Source organism: Stenotrophomonas sp. HMSC10F06 (assembly GCF_001807865.1).
GTDB classification, from domain to species: domain Bacteria; phylum Pseudomonadota; class Gammaproteobacteria; order Xanthomonadales; family Xanthomonadaceae; genus Stenotrophomonas; species Stenotrophomonas bentonitica_A.
The window spans coordinates 102,149-123,613 of the sequence record NZ_KV791255.1 but is presented as its reverse complement, the minus strand read 5'-3'; the positions used below and the strand labels follow the sequence as shown (position 1 = coordinate 123,613).

Below are 21,465 nucleotides of genomic sequence, written 5' to 3'. Positions count from 1 at the left end.
TGAAGCTCCTCCAGCAACACAGTTGCTACCGTATGTGGTGTCGGCCGTAGCGCCGCGCCATGCGTGGCTGACGTCGCCTTCACCGTTGCCGAAGGTAGGTCCGCCTAGGCTGGACCTTTCCCCCCCAACGGAGCAAACGTGATGGCCGAATACAAGATCGCCGTACTCGTCGGTAGTCTGCGCAAGGGCTCGCACAATCAGGCGTTGGCGCGCGCGCTGGAGAAGCTGGCCGCCGGCAAGGCGGCGTTCTCCTACGTGGAGATCGGCGACCTGCCGCTGTACAACCAGGATTTCGACAAGGACTACCCCAGCCAGGGCGTCCGCCTCAAACAGCAGATCCGTGACGCCGATGCGGTGCTGTTCGTCACCCCCGAATACAACCGCTCGGTGCCGGGCGTGCTCAAGAACGCCATCGACCTCGCCTCTCGCCCGTATGGCGACAGTGCCTTCGCCGGCAAGCCGGCGGCGGTGATCGGTGCCTCGATCGGCGTGATCGGCACCGCCCTGGCCCAGCAGCACCTGCGCAACATCCTGGCCTACCTGGACATGCCGGTGCTGGGCCAGCCCGAGGCCTTCCTGCACTTCAAGGAAGGGCTGATCGACGCGCACGGCACGATCAGCAACGAGGGCACCAAGGACTTCCTGCAGGGCTTCGTGGACAGGTTCATCGCCTGGGTCGGCACCCACGGCGGCACGCACTGATCCACTGCGGGAGGGTGGCGCTTCTGCGATAATGGCGTGGACGGGCGTCGCAATGGCGTCCGTCGCATGCAATGCGACGGCCCCGGCCGATCGTTCCGGCAGGCGCCGGTATCCCCAGCTCATCCACTGCTTATCCACAGGTTTGTGCATGGCTGCGGGGCTCCCCGCGTGCCTACCATGTCCCACGCCTCACACTGCAGGAAGTACGCCCCCCATGTCCGCCCGTTCTGGTTTCCGTTCCGACCGCAAAGACCGCGGTGACCGCTTTGATCGCGATGAGATGCGCATCGACGCCCTGCGCGTGCCGCCGCATTCGATCGAGGCCGAGCAGGCGGTGCTGGGCGGGCTGATGCTGGCCCCGGAAAGCTATGACCGGGTCAACGACCAGCTGACCGAAACCGACTTCTACCGCCGCGATCACCAGATGATCTACCGCGCGATCCGCGAGCTGTCCGAGCGCGACCGCCCGTTCGATGCGGTGACCCTGGGCGAGTGGTTCGAATCGCAGGGCAAGATGGAGCTGGTCGGCGATGGCGCCTACTTGATCGAACTGGCCAGCACCACGCCGTCGGCCGCCAACATCGCCGCCTATGCGGAGATCGTGCGCGACAAGGCGGTGCTGCGTCAGCTGATCCAGGTCGGCACCGACATCGTCAACGATGGCTTCCAGCCTGAAGGGCGGGAGAGCAGCGAGCTGCTCTCGGCCGCGGAAAAATCCGTGTTCGCGATCGCCGAGCAGGGCGCGCGCGGCCGCACCGATTTCGTGGCGATGCCCGGCGCGCTGAAGGATGCCTTCGAAGAGCTGCGCATCCGCTTCGAAAACGGCGGCAACATCACCGGCCTGCCGACCGGGTATGCCGACTTCGATGCGATGACCGCCGGCCTGCAGCCGACCGACCTGATCATCCTGGCCGCGCGTCCGGCCATGGGCAAGACCACCTTCGCGCTGAACATCGCCGAGTACGCCGCGATCAAATCCAAGAAGGGCGTGGCGGTGTTCTCGATGGAAATGTCGGCCTCGCAGCTGGCGATGCGCCTGATTTCCTCCAATGGCCGCATCAACGCCCAGCGCCTGCGTACCGGCCAACTGGAAGACGAGGACTGGAGCCGCGTCACCGGCGCGATCCGGATGCTGAAGGAAACCAAGATCTTCATCGACGATACGCCGGGCGTGTCGCCGGAAATCCTGCGCTCCAAGTGCCGCCGCCTCAAGCGCGAGCACGACCTGGGCCTGATCGTGATCGACTACCTGCAGCTGATGAGCGTGCCGGGCAACAGCGAAAACCGCGCGACCGAAATCTCGGAAATCTCGCGTTCGTTGAAGGGCCTGGCCAAGGAGCTCAACGTGCCGGTGATCGCCCTGTCCCAGCTCAACCGCTCGCTGGAAACGCGTACCGACAAGCGCCCGGTGATGGCCGATCTTCGCGAATCCGGCGCTATCGAGCAGGATGCGGACATGATCGTCTTCATCTACCGCGACGATTACTACAACAAGGAAAACTCCCCGGACAAGGGCCTGGCCGAGATCATCATCGGCAAGCACCGAGGCGGCCCGACCGGCTCGTGCAAGCTCAAGTTCTTCGGTGAATACACCCGCTTCGACAATCTGTCGCACGATTCGGTGGGTTCGTTCGAGTAAGCGGCCGGGGCATCGCGCATTGGCCTGCACTGTGATGGCGCCCACAAACCGCTAAAGATCCCCTGCGCCGGGCCGTTACCGCACCCGGTACCAGGGGAATCCAGCCATGTCGCCACCGCCACGCGGTGTGCGGCCGTGTGCGTTTCCCCATCTCGACGATCACCACAGCGACGGCGTTGCCGACCGGACCACGGCGGCGCGCGCTGAACGGACGGGCAAGGGGAAGTGCGGATGCTGTCAGGGGCAGGGAAGGGCAGGCTGGCGCGGGCCGCCATCTGGATGGGCGCCGGTGTGCTGCAGCTGGTGCTGGGCAGCGGCATGGCCATGGCCGAATCACCGGGGTGTGCGGCGGTCAACGCGTTGAGCGGTGGCGTCACGATGACGACCAGTCAGCAGCCCACGAAATTCCTCCCGGGTGACATCGTCTCCGTCACCTTCCTCGACAGCGGGCTGGACCCCGGTATCAACCTGGCCCAGTCGGACAGCGTCATCCTGCGTGCGGCGAACTTTTCCTCGGTGGCATACGACTACCGCAGTTTCACCGGGACGCCAGGCCCTCATACGGGCAGTACGCCGGCCGGATACCTGGTGGCCAACGGCCTGTACCTTTCCGTGAGTACCCGCGGCGGCTACCTCATGAACGCGGTCGTACGCTGTGAGAACGCCTCGGCCGCGCCGCTCACGCTGGACGCCACCACGCCGCCAGTGATGACCGTGGGCCGTAACGTCGACCAGACCCTGGGGGTTCGCGGCGGCACCGCGCCCTACGCCTTCACGATCACGGCAGGGCAACTGCCTGCCGGCCTGGTGCTGGAGCCCGATGGCCGCGTGCATGGCGTGCCCGAACAGGCCGGTGGCTTCAGTGCCACCATCACCGTGGCCGATGCGACCAGGGCCAGCGCCAGTTCGGGCTACGCTGGCAGCGTCGCGGCGGGTGTACCGGACGCGCCGACCCGGGTGGTCGCCTCCGCCGCAGACGGCGAAGCCAGCATCAGCTTCCAGGCGCCGGCCCGCAACGGCGGGGCGCCGATCGCGCACTACGTCGTGATCTCCAGCGGCGGCGCGCAGGCCACCGGCAGCGCCTCGCCGATCCCCGTCACCGGGCTGGCCAATGGCGTGCCGGTACAGTTCCGCGTGCGTGCCGACAACGGCACAGAGGTGAGTGTCGACTCGGACCCGAGCAACACGGTCACCCCCCAGGCCAGCCAGGCCATCACCTTCCCGTTGCCGGCCCCACAGCCGGTCGGCACCCTGTTGTCGCTCACCGCCACGGCCAGCAGCGGGCTGCCGGTGCAGTACAGCAGCCAGACGCCGTTGGTGTGCCAGGCCGAAGCGCCTGCCAGCGTGCGCCTGCTCAGCACCGGCACCTGTACCGTGCTCGCCGAGCAGCCCGGCACGGCCGGCATCACCGCAGCCACGCCGGTGGCGCGCAGTTTCATGGTGGTGCCCGGCACCGCGTCGGCCCCCACCATGTTGCGCGCCGAACGCGCGGGCGCCACCAGCGTGGACGTATTCTTCGACCCGCCTGGCAGTGATGGCGGCAGCGCGATCACGGCCTACGAGGTGATCACCCTGCCAGGTGCATCGGTGGTTTCCGGTGCCGCCAGCCCGGTACGGGTGGAGCGCCTGCAGGCAGGGGGACGTTACACGTTCCATGTTCGCGCACGCACGGCCAGCGGTCCCGGGACGATGTCGGTGGCCTCCAACCCGGTCACCCTGCCGACCGTGCCGCGGATCAGCGCGGTGCAGGTACCGGCCGCGGGTCGCTATGTTGCCGGCCAGTCGCTCGACTTCCAGCTTGTCTTCGACCAGCCGGTGCAGGTGACGGGTACGCCGCAGCTGGTGCTGGTGATCGGCAGCGAGCGCGTGGCGGCGCAGTACGACGCCGGCTCGGGCGGCACCACGCTTGATTTCCGTTACACCGTACTGCCCGGCCAGCGGGATCTGGACGGGATCGCGATCGAATCGCTCGGATTGAACGGGGGCACCCTGCGCAACGCCGACGGCGTCGATGCGGGGCTGGTCCTGGCCGGTGTCGGTTCCACTGCCGGCATCACCGTGGGCGCCGTGGCGCCTGATGCGCCGACCATCACCGCCGTCCGTGCGGACGACGGTACGGCGACGGTGACCTTCGATCCGCCGCTGCAGAACGGCGGCGGCACGGTGTTGGATTACGTCGTCACCGTGCAGCCCGGTGGCCTGCAGGTACCGGTGGCACAATCGCCGGCGGTGCTGACCAACCTGCGCAACGGTACGGCGTACCGCTTCACGGTCGCCGCGCGCAACGCGGCCGGCACGGGCGCGGCCTCGGTGCCATCGGCACCGGTGGTGCCGATGGCCGACCAGCAGATCCAGTTCGCCGATCCGGGCCCGCAGGACCTCGGCACGTCGCCGCGGCTGACCGCCGCCGCCAGCAGCCAGTTGCCGGTGCAGTGGACGGCCACCACACCGGCGGTGTGCAGCGTGGGCCCCGACGGCACGCTGACCCTGCTGGCGGCCGGCACCTGCGGCATCGATGCCGACCAGCCCGGCGATGCCGCCACCCGTGCCGCCGTACGCGTCTCGCATCGCTTCGAAGTGCGGGCGGTTGCACCGGGTGCGCCAGCGATCGTGCAGGTCGTGCTGGCGTCCAGCCAGACTGCCGAGATCCGTTTCGTGGCCCCCGCGTTCGACGGTGGCAGCCCGATCACCGGCTACCTCGTGCAGGCGCTGCCAGGCGGGCAGAGCGTGCGCGGCGCGGGCAGCCCGCTGCGCATCGGTGGCCTGCCTGCCGGCGTCGCGCAGCGCTTTACCGTTACCGCCATCAACCGCGTGGGAAGCGGCGCGGCCTCGGCGCCATCGGACGCGCTCACCGTGCTCGATGCGCCGCGCGTGCTGCGGGTGACTCCGCCTGCAGCGGGCCGCTATCTGGCGGGGCAGACGCTGGCGTTCCAGGTCGGCTTCGACCAGCCGCTGCAGGTCGGCGTGCCACCGCTACTGCAGTTGCGTATCGGCGCACAGCAGCGCGAGGCCGTGCTGCTCGCGCAGGCGGCCGATGCGCAGGGCACCGTGCTGCGCTTTGGCTACACCGTGCAGGCCGATGACCTCGATGAGGATGGGATCGCCGTGGAGGCGCTGCAGGCCGCTGCAGGCAGCCTGCGCAATGTACAAGGCACCGACGCGGCGACGGCATTGCACGGTGTCGGCAGCACGGTGGCGGTGCTGGTCGGCGTCGAGCTGCCGGGCGCGCCGGCCGATGTGCGTGGCGTGGCCGCCGATGGCCAGGTGCTGGTGCATTTCATTGCGCCGGCCCGCGCCGGCAGCGGCGCGATCCTCGACTACACCGTGAGCGCGCAACCGGGCGGCATCAGCGCTACCGGCAGCGGCTCGCCGATTGCCGTGACCGGGCTGGCCAACGGCACCGCGTATCGTTTCATCGTGGTCGCACGCAGCGAACACGGCCAAGGCGCGGCCTCGGCGCCTTCGGCGGCGGTCACTCCGTTGCCGGTCCTGGGCGCGGCGGACAGCCGCATCGGCATCGCCTACGGCGCAGCGGGCATCGTGCTGCCGTTGACGCTGCAGGGTGCCGTCACCCGCATCGACGTTGTCCGCGCGCCGCAGCATGGCACGCTGGAGGTGCAGGGCACCACGCTGCGCTACACCCCGCACGCCGGTTATGCCGGCGCCGACAGCGTGGACTACACCGCCAGCGATGCCTTCAGGACCTCCGCACCGGCGACCGTGACGATCACCGTGGCCGCGCCGAGTGTAGCGATCGATGACATCGTGCCCGACGCGGCCACCGCCGGCAGCCCCTACACGCTGCAGCTGCTCAGCCGCGGAGGCAGTGCGCCCTACCGCTATGCGCTGGTGGGGGGCGCATTGCCGGCCGGGACGGCGCTGACGCCGGGCGGGCAACTGATCGGCACGCCGGTGGTTGCCGGCCGCTTTGCGGTCGATGTGGAGGTTACCGACAGCAGCACCGGCGACGGCCCGTTCCAGGCCCGCCGCAGCATGGTGCTGGTGGTGGACGCGCCGCAGATCATCCCCGGCGACACTGCACCGCCGGAGATCGCCCTGGGGCAGGCAGTGAGCACGCGCCTGCCAGTGCGTGGCGGCGTCGCCCCGTATGCGTTCCGGCTGCTGTCCGGCGCGCTGCCGCCGGGCGTGCGGTTGACCGCTGATGGGCTGCTTGAGGGCACCGCCATCCAGGCCGGCACGTTCGAGGTGCAGGTCGAGGTCCGCGATGCGCATGGCTTTACCGCCGCGCTCGGCTACCGCTTTGTGGTCGCGCAGGCCGCGCAGGCCATCAGCGCCTTCGTCGCCGATCCCGGCGCCCCGGTGTTCAGCGCGGGAGGCAGCTTCCTGTTGAGCGCCCAGGGCGGCGCCTCGGGGCAGCCGATCATCTTCGCCAGCACCACCCCGGCGGTGTGCAGCCTGGACGGCCCGCGCGTGGTCATGCTGGCGTCCGGGCGGTGCAGCCTGACCGCCGACCAGGCCGGCGACGCCAACCACCAGGCCGCCGCACAGCAGCGCTTGGACGTGGACATCGCTGCCGCAGTGCCGGTGCTGGCCTGGCCGGCAGACATGTCGCGTCTGCTGGAGCAGGGCAGCTTCGAGCTGCCGCTGCCGACCAGTGTCAGCCCCGGTGCGTTCACCTTCCACAGCAGTGCGCCAGCGGTCGCCAGCATCGACGGCCGCACAGTCCAGGTACACGCCGAGGGCAGCGCCGTGATCACCGCACAGCAGGCAGCCAGTGGTGGTTACGCCGCCGCCCGCGTGGAACTGCGGCTGGTGGTCAATGTGCGCCCTGACCCGACCCGCGACCCGGGCGTCACCGGACTGCTGCAGGCGCAGGTGGATGCGAGCGTGCGCTTTGCCGCCGCACAGCAGGGCAACATCCGTGATCGCCTGCGCCAGGTACGCGACGGCGGCAACCCCGCCAGCAACACGTTGTCGGTGTCCAGTGGCGGTGGCGGCCCCAACGCCGCATCGCTGCCGCTGGGCAGCGCACTCGGTACCGGCGCGGCGTGGTTGCCGGCCGGCTGGGGAACCTGGGCCGCGGGTACCGCGAGCTACGGCCGCGGCGGGGCCACCGCAGGTGGCCGCTATGACCTGCGCAGCGACGGGCTGAGCGTCGGTGTGGACCGCCGTCTCGGCGAACGCACGCTGCTCGGCGTGGCCGGCAGCGTGGGCCGCAGCGACAGCGACCAGGACGACGATCGCACCCGCCTGCGCGCCGACCAGCGCTCGCTGGCGCTGTACGGACTGTGGCGTGGCAACGCGCACCTGTACGTGGACGCGATGATCGCCACCGGCAACCTGCAGTTCGATCTGCAGCGCTGGAGCACCGATGCCGATGCGCAGGCGCAGGCGCGGCGCGATGGCACGCAGTGGTTCGGTTCGCTCGGCCTGGGCTACGAGCAGATGCTGGCGGCAACCCGGCTGACCGGGTACGCCCGCTGGAATGCCAGCCGTACCACTCTGGATGCCTACCGCGAGCACGGCCTGGGCGTGCTGGATCTCGCCTATGGCCGCCAGACCGTGGAAAACCGCGCGCTGGCCATCGGGGTGGAGGGCAGTGCGCAGGTATCGGCCGAAAGCCGGTTGCGTCCGTTCTGGAGCATCGAGTACCGGCGGGCGCTGCAGGACCGCGGGATGGCTTCGCTGAACTATGCGACGTGGTCACGGCCGCAGGACTACGAGGTAGCACTCCGCAGCTACAACGACGATGTGTTGTCGCTGCAGGCCGGCGTGGATCTGGCGATCCAGCGTGGCTGGAGCCTGTCGTTGCTGCTTGGCCATGAACAGGCGCGCGGCGCGGATCGTGCCAGCAGCATCGGCCTGCGCCTTACCTCGGGCGGGCAGGGCGGCGCGGTGGAGTCACCGCCGGTACCGTGAGTGGGCGGCGCGCCGGCCACGGTCGGCACGCCGGTTTCATCGCCGCAGCGGCAGCTTCATCCGCGCTGGGGCGTGGTTCGTCGCAGCGCGCTTGTCGCGTTCCCCGGCGCGGGGCAACGTGGCCCGGTGGGCGACGTTGCCCCGAGTCGAAGGAGACCGACGATGAAGACCCTGTTCGCGCTGGGCATGTGGTGCCTGCTGTTCGTGCTGTGCTGGCCGCTGGCGCTCCTGGCCCTGGTGGCGTGGCCGTTGGTGTGGCTGGTCAGCCTGCCGTTCCGCCTGGTCGGCATCACGTTCTCGGCGCTGTTTGCCTTCCTGCGTGCGCTGTTGATGCTTCCGGCGCGGCTGCTGGGTGGCGGGCGCGTCGCAACGGCCTGAACAGGAACGGGATCGGGTAGTGCCGGCCGCTGGCCGGCGGCTCTTGCTGTCGGGTTGACGAGGAGCGGGCCAGCGGCCGGCACTACCCATGGCGAGGAGCCGGCCAGCGGCCGGCACTACCTCTCGCCCACAAAAAACCCCGCCGAAGCGGGGTTTTTCGTTACGCCACCAACGCTGGCTCAGTTGGCCTTGTGGATCGCGCGCTTGCTCACGGCCATGGCGGCGTCATGCACCACTTCCGACAGCGACGGGTGGGCGTGGCAGATGCGCGCCAGGTCGTCGGCCGAACCGCTGAACTCCATGGTCAGCACGCCTTCGTGCACCAGCTCGGAGACGTTCGCGCCGACCAGGTGCATGCCCAGGATGCGGTCGGTCTCGGCGTGTGCCAGGACCTTCACGAAGCCCGACGGCTCGATCATCGCCACGGCACGGCCGTTGGCGGCGAACGGGAAGCTGCCGGCCTTGTACGGGATGCCTTCGTCCTTGAGCTGCTGCTCGGTCTTGCCGACCCAGGCCAGCTCCGGCTCGGTGTAGATCACCCACGGGATGGTGTCGAAGTTGACGTGGCCCGGCAGGCCCGCGATCAGCTCGGCCACGGCGATGCCTTCCTCGAAGCCCTTGTGCGCCAGCATCGGGCCGCGCACGCAGTCACCGACCGCCCAGACGCCATCGACGCCGGTGTGGCAGTGTGCGTCCACTTCGATCTGGCCACGCTCGTTGATCTTGACGCCGGTGCCTTCGGCCAGCAGGCCCTTGGTGGCGGCGCGACGGCCGACGGCCACCAGCAGCTTGTCCACGACCAGGCTCTTTTCGCCTTCAGCATCGGCGTAGGTCAGGGCGACTTCCTTCTTCTTGCCCTTGCCGGTCACGTCGGCCTTGGAGACCTTGGCGCCCAAGCGGATGTCCAGGCCCTGCTTCTTGAATTCCTTCAAGGCGGTCTTGGCCACTTCGGCATCGGCCGCGGCCAGGAAGTCCGGCAGCGCTTCCAGGATGGTCACTTCCGAACCCAGGCGCTTCCAGACGCTGCCCAGTTCCAGGCCGATCACGCCGGCACCGATCACGGCCAGGCGAGCCGGCACTTCGGTGAAATCCAGGCCGCCGACGTTGTCGACGATGGTTTCGCCATCGAACTTGGCGAACGGCAGTTCGATCGAGTCCGAACCGGCGGCGATGATGACGTTGGTGCCCTTCAGCTCGACTTCCGAACCGTCGTGCTGCTTGACCTTGACGATGTTGCCCGGCTGCAGCTCACCGAAACCGTAGTACGCGGTGACCTTGTTCGCCTTGAACAGCATGGCGATGCCGCCGGTGAACTGCTTGACGATCTTGTCCTTGCGGCCAACCATCGCCTCGACGTCCATCTTGGCATCCTTGAAGCTGATGCCGTGGTCGCCAAAGATGTGGCCCATGTTCCAGAACTGGCGCGAGGAATCGAGCAGCGCCTTGGACGGGATGCAGCCCACGCGCAGGCAGGTGCCACCCAGGGCCGGCTTGCCGTCCTTGCCCAGCGCAGCGTCGATGCAGGCGGTCTTCAGACCCAGCTGCGCGGCGCGGATGGCGGCATGGTAGCCGGCCGGACCGGCACCGATGACGACGACGTCGAATTGTTCAGCCATTGATAGTTCCTTGTTGCATTCCCGAGCTTCGCTTGAAGCCGGTGGCGCGCAGGCGCCGGGGGAGAGAGCAGGGCAGTGCGGTGCAGTGCCGTAAAACCAGAACCCCTCCGCGCGGGCGCGGAGGGGTGGGAGGTCTTACAGGCCGAACAGCATGCGGCCCGGGTTTTCCAGCTGGTTCTTGATGTCCACCAGGAACTGGACCGAGTCCTTGCCGTCGATGATGCGGTGATCGTAGGACAGCGCCAGGTACATCATCGGCGCGATCACGACCTGGCCGTTCTGCGCGATCGGACGCTCCTTGATGGCGTGCATGCCCAGGATGGCGCTCTGCGGCGGGTTGATGATCGGGGTCGACAGCAGCGAACCGAAGGTGCCGCCGTTGGTCACGGTGAAGGTGCCGCCCTGCAGTTCTTCCAGGCTCAGCTTGCCGTCACGGGCCTTCTTGGCGTAGTCGGCGATGGTCTTTTCGATATCGGCGAAGGACATGCGCTCGACGTTGCGCAGCACCGGGGTCACCAGACCCTTCTCGGTCGACACGGCGATCGAGATGTCCGAGTAGCCGTGATAGATGATGTCGTCACCATCGATCGAGGCATTGACCAGCGGGAAGCGCTGCAGTGCGTTGGCGGCGGCCTTCACGAAGAAGCTCATGAAGCCCAGCTTGATGCCGTGCGCCTTGACGAACTCGTCCTGCAGATCCTTGCGCGCGGCCGAGACCTTGGACAGGTCGACCTCGTTGAAGGTGGTCAGCATCGCGGTGCCGTTCTTGGACTGCATCAGGCGCTCGGCGATGCGCTTGCGGATGCGGGTCATCGGCACGCGTTCTTCCGGACGTGCGCCACCGGACTTGCCGGCGCCGCCGTTGCGGGCGAAGTTGACGATGTCTTCCTTGGTCACCGCGCCGCGGCGGCCGGTGCCGTCCACGTCGGCCGGGTTCACGCCTTCGGTGATGGCGGTGAAGCGGGCACCCGGGGGCAGCGAATCGGCAGCGGACTTGGTGGCCGGGGCCGGCGCTGCGGCAGCGGCCGGAGCGGCAGCGGCCGGTGCCGGAGCAGCGGCCGGGGCGTCGGCCTTCTTCTCTTCGGCCGGCGCAGCAGCAGCGGTCGCACCTTCTTCGATGATGGCCACGACCTGGCTGGAGGTCACGGTGGCGCCCACCTCGAACTTGATCTCCTTCAGCACGCCATCGACCGGCGACGGCACTTCCAGGACGACCTTGTCGGTTTCCAGATCAAGCAGGTTTTCATCGCGCTTGACGGCATCGCCGACCTTCTTGTGCCAGGTGGCGATGGTGCCGTCGGCGACGGATTCGGGCAGTACCGGGGCTTTGACTTCGGTGGCCATGCGGGAGCTTCCTGGTTTGTCTTTTCTAGAATGAGGGGGAGAGTTATTCAGCGACCGAGTCGTTGAACGGGTTGACCAGGGCATCGGCGATCAGCTTCTGCTGCTCGATGATGTGGTCAGCCATGTGTCCAGCGGCCGGCGATGCCGAACGGGCGCGACCTGCGTAATGGATGCTCTGGCCATCGGCCAGGCACGCCTGCAGGTGGTGACGGATCTGGTACCAGGCACCCTGGTTCTGCGGTTCTTCCTGACACCACACCACATCGGCCGCCTTGCCGTACTTCTTCAGCTCTGCTGCCAGTGCCACGCGCGGGAACGGATACAGCTGCTCCACGCGGATGATGGCGACATCGTCCTGGCCACGCTTGGTCTGGTCTTCCAGCAGGTCGTAGTAGACCTTGCCCGAGCACAGCACCACGCGCTTGACCTTCCTGGCGTCTGCGTTGGCATCGCCGATCAGGTGCTGGAACTCGCCGTTGGCCAGTTCGTCCAGGGTCGACACGGCCAGCTTGTGGCGCAGCAGCGACTTGGGCGACATCACGATCAGCGGCTTGCGGGTGGTCATGCGCATCTGGCGACGCAGCATGTGGTACGCCTGCGCCGGGGTCGACGGCACGCACACCAGCATGTTCTCCAGCGCGCACAGCTGCAGGAAACGCTCCAGGCGTGCGGAGCTGTGCTCCGGGCCCTGGCCTTCATAACCGTGCGGCAGCAGCAGGGTCAGTCCGGTGATGCGGCCCCACTTGGCTTCGCCGGCGGCGATGAACTGATCGATCACGACCTGGGCGCCGTTGGCGAAGTCGCCGAACTGGCCTTCCCAGATGCACAGGGTGTTCGGATCGGTGGTGGAGAAGCCGTACTCATAGGCCATCACGGCTTCTTCGCTGAGCAGCGAATCGATGATGGTGGCCTGTTCCGGCGACTCGACCAGTTGGCGCAGCGGCAGGTAGTAGTTGTCGGTCTTCTGGTCGTGCAGGATCGCGTGGCGGTGCGTGAACGTACCGCGGCCGACGTCCTGGCCGACCAGGCGCAGGTTGTTGCCTTCGTCGAGGATGGTGGCGTAGGCCAGGTTCTCGGCGAAGCCCCAGTCGCCCGGGATCTCGCCTGCGGCCATCTTGCGGCGGTCGTCATAGACCTTGGCCACGCGCGAGTGCAGTTCCACGCCTTCGGGCACGGTGTTGATCATCTGCGCCAGCTGCTTGACCTTCTCCATGCCCACGGCGGTGGAGACGGCGTCGGACAGCTTGCCGTTGAGCAGCTTGGGCCAGTCCACGTACATCTTGCTGGTGGCCGGCGTCTTCTCGACCTGGGCCAGCTCGGTGGTGACTTCGCCGGCATCGAGCTTGTTGCGGTACGCATCGACCAGGGCCTTGCCGCCACCGGCTTCGATCACGCCGGCGGCTTCCAGCGTCGCGGCGTACAGCTCGCGGGTGGTCTGGTGCTTGCGGATGACCTGGTACATCAGCGGCTGGGTGATCGCCGGTTCATCGGCTTCGTTGTGGCCCCAGCGGCGGTAGCACATCAGGTCGATGACCACGTCCTTGCTGAACTTCTGGCGGAACTCGAAGGCCAGCTTGGCGGCGAACACGACCGCTTCGGGATCGTCGCCGTTCACGTGCAGCACGGGCGCGGCGATCATCTTGGCCACGTCCGTGCAGTACAGCGTGGAGCGCGAATCTTCCGGATTGGAGGTGGTGAAGCCGACCTGGTTGTTGACCACGATGTGCACCGTGCCACCAACGGCGAAGCCGCGGGCCTGGGACATCTGGAACAGCTCCATCACCACGCCCTGACCGGCGAAGGCCGCATCACCGTGGATCAGGATCGGCATCACCTGCTTGCGGGCGGTATCGCCACGGCGTTCCTGGCGCGAACGGACGCTGCCGGCCACGACCGGATCGGCGATTTCCAGGTGCGACGGGTTGAACGCCAGCGCCAGGTGGACCGCGCCGCCGGCGGTGGCGACGTCGGCCGAGAAGCCCATGTGGTACTTCACATCGCCGGCGGAGGCGTGGTCGTCGTGCTCGAACTTGCCTTCGAACTCGTCGAACAGCTTGCGCGGGCTCTTGCCGAGGGTGTTGACCAGCACGTTCAGGCGGCCGCGGTGGGCCATGCCGATCACCACGTCCTTGACGCCATCCTTGCCGGCGTCACGGATGATGGTGTCCATCATCGGGATCAGCGAATCGCCGCCTTCCAGCGAGAAGCGCTTCTGGCCCACGTACTTGGTGTGCAGGTAGCGCTCCAGACCCTCGGCAGCCGTCAGGCGCTCCAGGGTACGGCGCTGGGTGTCTGCGTCCAGGTTGTAGTTGCCACCGGCCATTTCCAGGCGCTGGTACAGCCACTGGCGCTGCTCGACCTCGGAGATGTGCATGAATTCCGCACCGATCGAGCCGGTGTAGGTCTTCTTCAGGCGCTCCAGCAGGTCACGCAGTTTCATGCGCGGCTGGCCGGCGACGCCGCCGGTGCTGAACTCACTGCCCAGGTCGCTTTCCGACAGGCTGTGGAACGGCAGGCCCAGGTCCGGCGGATTGGTCGGCGCGGTCAGGCTCAGCGGATCCAGGCGGGCACCGAGGTGGCCACGCGACCGGTAAGCGGTGATCAGGCGGCCGACATTGCGCTCGCGCTCGTCGCCGGCACCATCGGCGGTGCCGCTCTTGATGGCGTTTTTGGCGGCGTCGGCAATGTGGGCGATGACGGCCGAATGCGGAATATCACCGGCTTCGCGGCCCTGGAAGCCGTCGAAGTAGGTCTTCCATTTGGGATCGACACTGTCCGGAGAAACGAGGTACTGCTCGTACAGATCCTCGATATAGGAGGCGTTGCCGCCGGCGAGCTGCGAAGATTGCGCAAACTGCTTCAGTTGATTGTCCACGATGGAGAGTCGGATTCGCTTGTGGGGTAAGGCTTCGATGATCCGGCAGGGAAAAGTGAATAGCCTGCGCGGGCGGTATCTAACGCCCCAAATTGTACCCCCAACGCGACAGGAAGGGGCACCGTACGGTCCAGTGCGGGAACCGCGGTGTCATTCCCAGACAGGTTCGGGGCCGTGCGGTGGGCTACAGGCCGAGTGCCCGCAGTTCGCTGCAATCACGCGAACGTTCCCATACGCGCTGCAAACCTTCCTGCAACGGTCGTGAACGTGCCGGTTGGGCCAGCCCGGCCTCGCCATCGAAGCGGTGGCCGCTCAGACGAAAGTAGTAGTCGCCCGTATCGTTGAGCAGGCAGGCAGATGGCGTCGCGCGGTCGATCGGATCGCTCACCTCGCGCACCCGGAAGACGCTCGGCAGCCGCTGGAGCAGGCTCAGCACGGGTGAGCCGGCCCGACGGATGGCGGCGCTGTCGTGGACGATCAGCCAGGCCTGTTTGTCGTGGCGGGCGGTGGCGTAGCGGCGCAACGCTTCCAGCACCGGCGGTGCATCGAGCAGGCCGGGGTCGAGCTGGCGGCTGTGGATCCACAGCTGGCGACGGGCGCGGTGGATCAACGCGGTGGTGATCGCCACGGCCTCTTCGGCGCGCTCGATTGCGACTGCACCGGACAGGGCCAGGCGCATGTGCTGGTGGGCGATGCCGGCCTCTTCGAAGATCTCGCCTTCCGGCAGAAAGCCCTGCCGGGTATAGAACACGCGGGCCGGCAGCTGCGCATGCAGCCCGACCTCGCGCCAGCCCCGGGCCCGGGCCTGGTCGACCAGGACCAGCAGCAGGGCTTCGCCGACGCCTTTGCCACGCCAGGCCGCCAGTACCGCCATGCGGCCGATCCGGCCGTCCGGGGTGAGCCGTCCGGCCCCGATCGGGGTGCCGGCGGTGTCGCAGGCCAGGACATGCACGCTCAGGGGGTCGAGCGCGTCGATCTCCAGTTCGGCGGGGACCTGCTGCTCGTCGACGAACACGGTGAACCGGACCCGGTGCAGCGCGGCGTGCTGCGCCGGGTAGTCGACCACATCAACGTGGAAGCCTGGGCCGTTCATGGCGGGCGCGATCAGCCGCGCTGGGGCTCGTCCTTGCCGTCAGTCTCGTCGCTGTCGTCGAAATCGACGATCACCTCGATGCCGTCGTCATGGATGGTGACCTCGTGCACGTCGGCCTCGATGGCCTCGTCATCGATGACCTCGACCGCGTCGGTGCCGTCGACGATGTCGTACTCGGCGACGTAGTCGTCTTCATCCTCCAGGCCGGCATCGTCCACCAGCTGGTAGAAGCCGCCGGCGACCAGCGCCTGCACGGCATCACGGCCCTTGGCCGAGAGCTTCTGGTACAGCGCCGCGCCGATCTGTTCGGTGCCGGCCAGTACCTGGGCATCCTTGACCGGCAGGGCGAAGTCCAGGCCGCTGCAGTACAGGCTGGCGCCACGCTTGGCACGGCGCCAGGCCAGGCGCGCCCACGGGTGGCGCTGCAATTCCACGCCCGCGCCCAGCGCGGCTTCGATCTCCTCGCGCGGCAGCGGTTCGCCGTGCGCCATCACTTCCCCGGCGGCGCGGTAGGTGGTGATGAAGCGGCCGAACCAGTCGCCGAGCTTGTCCGGGTCGTTCATGCGGATCGCATTGAGCGCTTCGACCACGCGGTTCATCGAGACCACGTCGATCTCGTTCGGATCCTCCGGCACCTTCAGGTCCGGATCCTGGTAACGGATGGACTCGTCGGCGCCCTCGATCAGGGTATCGAGGTAGTCGCTGATCAGTTCGGCCGAGGCCGGGGCGCGCATGCCGAAGGAGAACGTCAGGCAGGGGTCTTCGGCAACGCCGTTGTGCGGCACGTTCGGCGGCAGGTAGAGCATGTCGCCCGGGGCCAGCACCCAGTCGTGGGTCGGCTTGAAGCGGCGCAGCAGCTTGAGTTCGACGTCGTCGCGGAAGTCCAGCGGCGGGCGCTTGCCCTTGATGGATTCGCTGGCGTCGATCTGCCAGCGGCGGTGGCCATAAGCCTGCAGCAGGAAGACGTCGTACTGGTCCACATGGGCGCCGACCGAGCCGCCGGTGGCGGCGAAGCTGATCATCACATCGTCCATGCGCCAGCGCGGCAGGAAATCGAAGTGGCTGATCAGGGCGCGCACGTCGGCGTCCCACTTGTCCACGTCCTGGACCAGCAGGGTCCAGTCGTGGTCCGGCATGCCGGGGAATTCTTCTTCCTGGAACGGGCCGGTACGCACGGTCCAGCCATCGGTGGCGCGGTCGTGGGTGATCAGCCGCGACAGCGCGCCTTCTTCACAGGCCAGACCGGCGAGGTCTTCGGGCTGCACCGGGGTCTCGAAATCGGGGAAGGCGCCGCGGATGAGCAGCGGGCGCTTCTGCCAGTAATCGCGCAGGAAGGTAGCGGCGGGCATGCCCAGCGGCAGGCCGGGGCGGGCCTGGATGTCGATGACGGGGGTTTTGATCTTGCGTGCGGCCATGGGGGAGATCCTTGGAGCGTGTAGACGGTAGTTCGGGGGCGCAGCAGGGCGGCGCCCATGCCTTCAGATCGCCTTGGCCAGATCCGCTGCCAGGCCGATGTAGCCGCCCGGGGTCAGGGCGCGCAGGCTCTGCTTGGCGTCGCCGGGCAGGTCCAGCGATTCAACGAAGGCCTGCATCGATTCGGTGGTGATGCCCTGGCCGCGGGTGAGCGCCTTGAGCTGTTCGTAGGGGTTGGGCAGGCCATGGCGGCGCATGACGGTCTGCACCGCTTCGGCCAGCACCTCCCATGCGGCGTCCAGGTCGGCATCCAGGCGTTCCGGATTGACGGTCAGCTTGCCCAGGCCCTTGGCCAGCGAGTCCAGGGCGACCTGGGTATGGCCGAAGGCGGTGCCGACCGCGCGCAGCACGGTGGAGTCGGTCAGGTCGCGCTGCCAGCGGCTGATCGGCAGCTTGGCGCTGAAATGCTCGAACAGGGCGTTGGCGATGCCGAAGTTGCCTTCGGCGTTTTCGAAGTCGATCGGGTTGACTTTGTGCGGCATGGTCGAGGAGCCGACTTCGCCTTCCTTGAGCTTCTGCTTGAAGTAGCCCAGCGAAATGTAGCCCCAGACGTCGCGGGCCAGGTCGATCAGGATGATGTTGGCGCGGCGCGCGGCATCGCCGATCTCGGCGACGTTGTCGTGCGGCTCGATCTGGGTGGTGTACGGGTTGAACACCAGGCCGAGGCTTTCCACGAAGCGCTGGGCGAAGGCCGGCCAGTCCACGTCCGGGTAGGCGATGACGTGCGCGTTGTAGTTGCCCACCGCGCCATTGATCTTGCCGGTCAGTTCGACGGCGGCGATCTGGCGGCGCTGGCGCTCCAGGCGGGCCACGACGTTGGCCACTTCCTTGCCCAGGGTGGTCGGCGAGGCGGTCTGGCCATGGGTGCGCGAGAGCATTGGCTGGGCAGCCTGGGCATGGGCGAGGGCACGCAGCACGCCGGCGATGTTGTCCAGCGAGGGCAGCAGCACTTCGCGGCGGGCCTGCTCGAACATCAGCCCGTAGCTGAGGTTGTTGATGTCTTCACTGGTGCAGGCGAAATGCACGAACTCCAGCGCGGGGCCCAGCTCCGCATCGGCGGTGAGCTGCTCCTTGATGAAGTACTCCACGGCCTTGACGTCGTGGTTGGTGGTGCGCTCGATCTCCTTCACCCGCGCGGCATGGGACGGGGCGAAATCGTCGGCCAGGGCGCGCAGGCGTGCAGTGGCGGCAGCCGAGAACGGCGCCAGTTCGACGATGCCCGGCTCATTGGCCAGTGCCAGCAGCCATTCCACTTCCACCTTCACGCGGGCCTTGATCAGGCCGTATTCGGAGAAGATCGGGCGCAGGGCGTCGACCTTGCCGGCGTAGCGGCCATCGAGCGGGGACAGGGCGAGCAGGGCGAATTCGGACATGGCAGGGCGCAGATCGGTGGCAGCGGGGGCCGCCATTCTACGCTGCCCCGGCGTCCTCGGCCTGTGCCATGCGCACCGTCACGGCCTGGATCCGGTGCCCAGCCATGCGCTTAATCGTGAACTGGTGCCCGTCGATCTCCAGCTGCTCGCCTTCCTCGGGCAGCCGCTGGAGCTGGTGCACGATCAGCCCGCCGACCGAATTGAGGTGGTCCGGCGCGCTCAGGTCGTGTCCCAGCAGCCGCTCCAGCCGGAAGATCGAGGTCGAGCCGGCCACCAGCAGGGTGCCGTCGGCGCCACGGGTGGGGGCATCCTTGACGATATGCGGGTGTTCGTCCTCGATATCCCCGACCACCACTTCCAGCAGGTCTTCCAGGGTGAAGTAGCCCAGGATGCGGCCGTGCTCTTCCACGCACAGCGCCAGGTGGGTGGTGCCGGTGCGGAAGCGCTCCAGCACCAGCGGTACCGGGGTTTCCAGCGCGATCAGGTTGGCCGGGCGCAGCAGCGGGCGCAGGTCGTCGGTGGGATTGCCTCGAGCGATCTCGACCAGCAGGTCCTTCATGTGCAGGATGCCCAGCACTTCCTCGCCATCGCGGTCGAACCACGGGTAGCGGCTGTAGCGGCTTTCGGCGAACTCGGCCATGACGTCGGCCAGGCGCATGCCTTCGCGGAACGAGCGCATGTGGTCGCGGGAGCGCATCAGGTCGCCGGCCACCAGCTCGGGCAGCTCCAGCGCGTGGCTCATCAAGGTGAGGTCCTGGTCCGGCGCACTGCCGAGCGGTTGCTGGCGACCCACGATCAGCTTGAGCTCCTCGCGCGAATAGCGGTGCGAGGTGTGCTCCACATCGCCCCAGCCGGCCAGGCGCAGCAGCGCATTGGCGCTGTTGTTGAGCAGCCAGATGGCCGGGTACATGGCCCAATAGAACAGGTACAGCGGCGCGGCCGTCCACAGCGACATCGCCTCGGGGCGACGGATCGCCATCGATTTCGGCGCCAGTTCGCCCAACACGATGTGCAGGAACGAGATCAGGCTGAAGGCAATGATGAAGGACGTCAGGCGCGAGGCTTCCGGGGTCAGCCCCAAGGTGTCGAACAACGGCTGCAGCAGGTGTGCGAAGGCCGGCTCACCGACCCAGCCCAGGCCCAGCGAGGACAGCGTGATGCCCAGCTGGCAGGCCGACAGGTACGCATCCAGGTGCGAGTGCACGTTGAGCAGCAGCCGTCCCCGCCAGCCATGGTTCTCGGCCAGGCCGACGGCCTGGGTGTGGCGCAGCTTCACCAAGGCGAACTCGGCGGCCACGAAGAAGCCGTTGAGCACCACCAGCAGCAGGGCCAGCAGCAGAAGCAGGAGGTTGCCGATCATCCGGGGCCCCGCAGCGCTGCTGCCTGGAGCGGAACGGCACCCGCGGTCGCCAGGGCGGCGAGGGCGGTCATCGGTGCGTGCGCGCTCGCACGCCCGGTACTACTGTCGGGATCGTCACCCATGGGGGCGGCAGTCTGTCTGAATGAAAACGAATCCCGAGTCTAGCCGATCCACCGCGTGGTTGGGTTTCAACGGTGCTTGGGAGTATCGTGATCAGAGCCGCCAGCCAGGGAATCAGGCCCGTTGCCAGCCGCAGGTTCCCTTTCATCCACGAAAGATGTGCGGAGTTGAAGCAATGAGCAAGGGTTTCAGGATTGAACACGACAGCATGGGCGAGCTGCAGGTGCCCGCCGATGCGTTGTGGGGCGCGCAGACCCAGCGCGCCGTCGATAATTTCCCGGTGTCGGGCCAGCGCATGCCGCGCGGTTTCATCCGCGCGCTCGGCCTGGTCAAGGGGGCTGCGGCCAACGTCAACGTCGAGCTGGGCCATCTGCCGCGCAACATCGGCAAGGCCATCGAAGCGGCCGCTGCCGAAGTCGCCGACGGGCGCCATGACGCGCACTTCCCGATCGACGTGTACCAGACCGGTTCGGGCACCTCCTCGAACATGAATGCCAACGAGGTCATCGCTACGCTGGCCAATCGTGCCGGCAAGGCGGGCAAGACCGCGGTGCATCCCAACGATCACGTCAACCAGGGGCAGAGCTCCAACGACGTGATCCCGACCGCGCTGCGCGTTTCGGCGCTGCTGGGCGTGCATGAGCAGCTGCTGCCTTCGCTGGTGCACCTGCGCAAGACCATCGACAAGCGTGGCCGCGCGCTGCGCAAGGTGGTCAAGACCGGCCGCACCCATCTGATGGATGCGATGCCGCTGACCTTCGAACAGGAATTCGGTGCGTGGTCGGCGCAGTTGTCCTCTGCCCAGGAGCGTATCGAAGACAGCCTCAAGCGCCTGCGCCGGCTGCCACTGGGTGGCACGGCCATCGGCACCGGCATCAATGCCGACCCGCGTTTCGGCGCGCAGGTGGCCAGGCAGCTCAAGCAGCAGACCGGCATCAAGTTCGACAGCGCCGAGAACAAGTTCGAAGGCTTGGCCGCGCAGGACGATGCGGTTGAACTGTCCGGTCAGCTCAACGCGTTGGCGGTGGCACTGATCAAGATCGCCAACGACCTGCGCTGGATGAATGCCGGTCCGCTGGCCGGTCTGGGCGAGATCGAACTGCCGGCGCTGCAGCCGGGCAGCTCGATCATGCCGGGCAAGGTCAACCCGGTGATTCCCGAAGCCACCGTGATGGTGTGCGCCCAGGTGATCGGCCACCACACCGCGATCACCGTGGCCGGCCAGACCGGCAACTTCCAGTTGAACGTGACGCTGCCGTTGATTGCCGCGAACCTGTTGGATGGCATCAATCTGCTGGCCAACATCACCCGCCTGCTGGCCGATACCGCGATCGCCGGGTTGAAGGTGCGCGAGGATCGCGTCCGCGAGGCACTGGATCGCAATCCGATCCTGGTGACCGCGCTGAACCCGATCATCGGCTATGAGAAAGCCGCCGCGATCGCCAAGCGTGCCTACAAGGAACAGCGCCCGGTGCTGGAGGTGGCCAAGGAAGACAGCGGTCTGTCCGAGGCCGAGCTGCGCAAGCTGCTCGATCCGGCCGCGTTGACCGCCGGCGGCATCCACGCCGGCGGCGGCGGGGGCGGTTGAGCGCGCGTACTACCTGAAACGAAA

12 protein-coding genes are annotated in these 21,465 nt (G+C 67.6%); 5 read left to right on the top strand and 7 right to left on the bottom strand.

Translation table 11 applies throughout. The features are described 5' to 3' along the window. Positions 1–141 precede the first annotated feature (141 nt). From HMPREF3113_RS02245 to HMPREF3113_RS02230, 4 genes are all read left to right on the top strand, one after another. Positions 142–702, top strand: a complete 561-nt coding sequence (locus tag HMPREF3113_RS02245; protein ID WP_070470558.1) for an NADPH-dependent FMN reductase — start codon at positions 142–144, stop codon at positions 700–702. A 214-nt stretch (positions 703–916) separates the two neighbouring features. Continuing rightward, positions 917–2,341 (top strand): replicative DNA helicase, encoded by a 1,425-nt coding sequence (locus tag HMPREF3113_RS02240; RefSeq protein ID WP_019185928.1) that lies wholly within the window; start codon positions 917–919, stop codon positions 2,339–2,341. 231 nt (positions 2,342–2,572) lie between these two features. Next, a complete protein-coding gene (locus HMPREF3113_RS02235; protein WP_083298686.1) occupies positions 2,573–8,221 on the top strand; it encodes a fibronectin type III domain-containing protein in 5,649 nt (1,882 codons plus the stop codon). A 162-nt stretch (positions 8,222–8,383) separates the two neighbouring features. Continuing rightward, entirely contained in the window at positions 8,384–8,599 is a 216-nt protein-coding gene (locus tag HMPREF3113_RS02230; protein ID WP_070470555.1) for a hypothetical protein, read from the top strand. A gap of 179 nt (positions 8,600–8,778) precedes the next feature. On the opposite strand, the gene lpdA is transcribed toward HMPREF3113_RS02230, so the two are convergent. From lpdA to HMPREF3113_RS02195, 7 genes are all read right to left on the bottom strand, one after another. Further along, positions 8,779–10,215 (bottom strand): dihydrolipoyl dehydrogenase, encoded by a 1,437-nt coding sequence (lpdA, locus tag HMPREF3113_RS02225; RefSeq protein WP_070470553.1) that lies wholly within the window; start codon positions 10,213–10,215, stop codon positions 8,779–8,781. Positions 10,216–10,350: 135 nt separating this feature from the next. Beyond that, positions 10,351–11,559, bottom strand: coding sequence for a dihydrolipoyllysine-residue succinyltransferase (gene sucB / locus HMPREF3113_RS02220; protein ID WP_070425485.1), 1,209 nt, complete (start codon positions 11,557–11,559; stop codon positions 10,351–10,353). Between the two features lie 43 nt (positions 11,560–11,602). Then, a complete protein-coding gene (locus HMPREF3113_RS02215; RefSeq protein ID WP_070425484.1) occupies positions 11,603–14,434 on the bottom strand; it encodes a 2-oxoglutarate dehydrogenase E1 component in 2,832 nt (943 codons plus the stop codon). A gap of 184 nt (positions 14,435–14,618) precedes the next feature. Next, positions 14,619–15,527, bottom strand: coding sequence for a GNAT family N-acetyltransferase (locus HMPREF3113_RS02210; protein WP_070470551.1), 909 nt, complete (start codon positions 15,525–15,527; stop codon positions 14,619–14,621). Between the two features lie 11 nt (positions 15,528–15,538). Beyond that, positions 15,539–16,942 (bottom strand): ribosomal protein uL16 3-hydroxylase, encoded by a 1,404-nt coding sequence (locus HMPREF3113_RS02205; protein ID WP_070470549.1) that lies wholly within the window; start codon positions 16,940–16,942, stop codon positions 15,539–15,541. A gap of 63 nt (positions 16,943–17,005) precedes the next feature. After that, entirely contained in the window at positions 17,006–18,373 is a 1,368-nt protein-coding gene (purB, locus tag HMPREF3113_RS02200) for an adenylosuccinate lyase (RefSeq protein WP_070470564.1), read from the bottom strand. Positions 18,374–18,410: 37 nt separating this feature from the next. Further along, the gene (locus HMPREF3113_RS02195; RefSeq protein WP_070470548.1) at positions 18,411–19,733 is read right to left on the bottom strand and encodes a hemolysin family protein; all 1,323 of its coding nucleotides are present in this window, start codon (positions 19,731–19,733) and stop codon (positions 18,411–18,413) included. A gap of 295 nt (positions 19,734–20,028) precedes the next feature. On the opposite strand from HMPREF3113_RS02195, the gene HMPREF3113_RS02190 reads away from it, so the two are divergent. Then, positions 20,029–21,441, top strand: coding sequence for a class II fumarate hydratase (locus tag HMPREF3113_RS02190; RefSeq protein ID WP_046273902.1), 1,413 nt, complete (start codon positions 20,029–20,031; stop codon positions 21,439–21,441). The last annotated feature ends 24 nt before the right edge of the window (positions 21,442–21,465 follow it).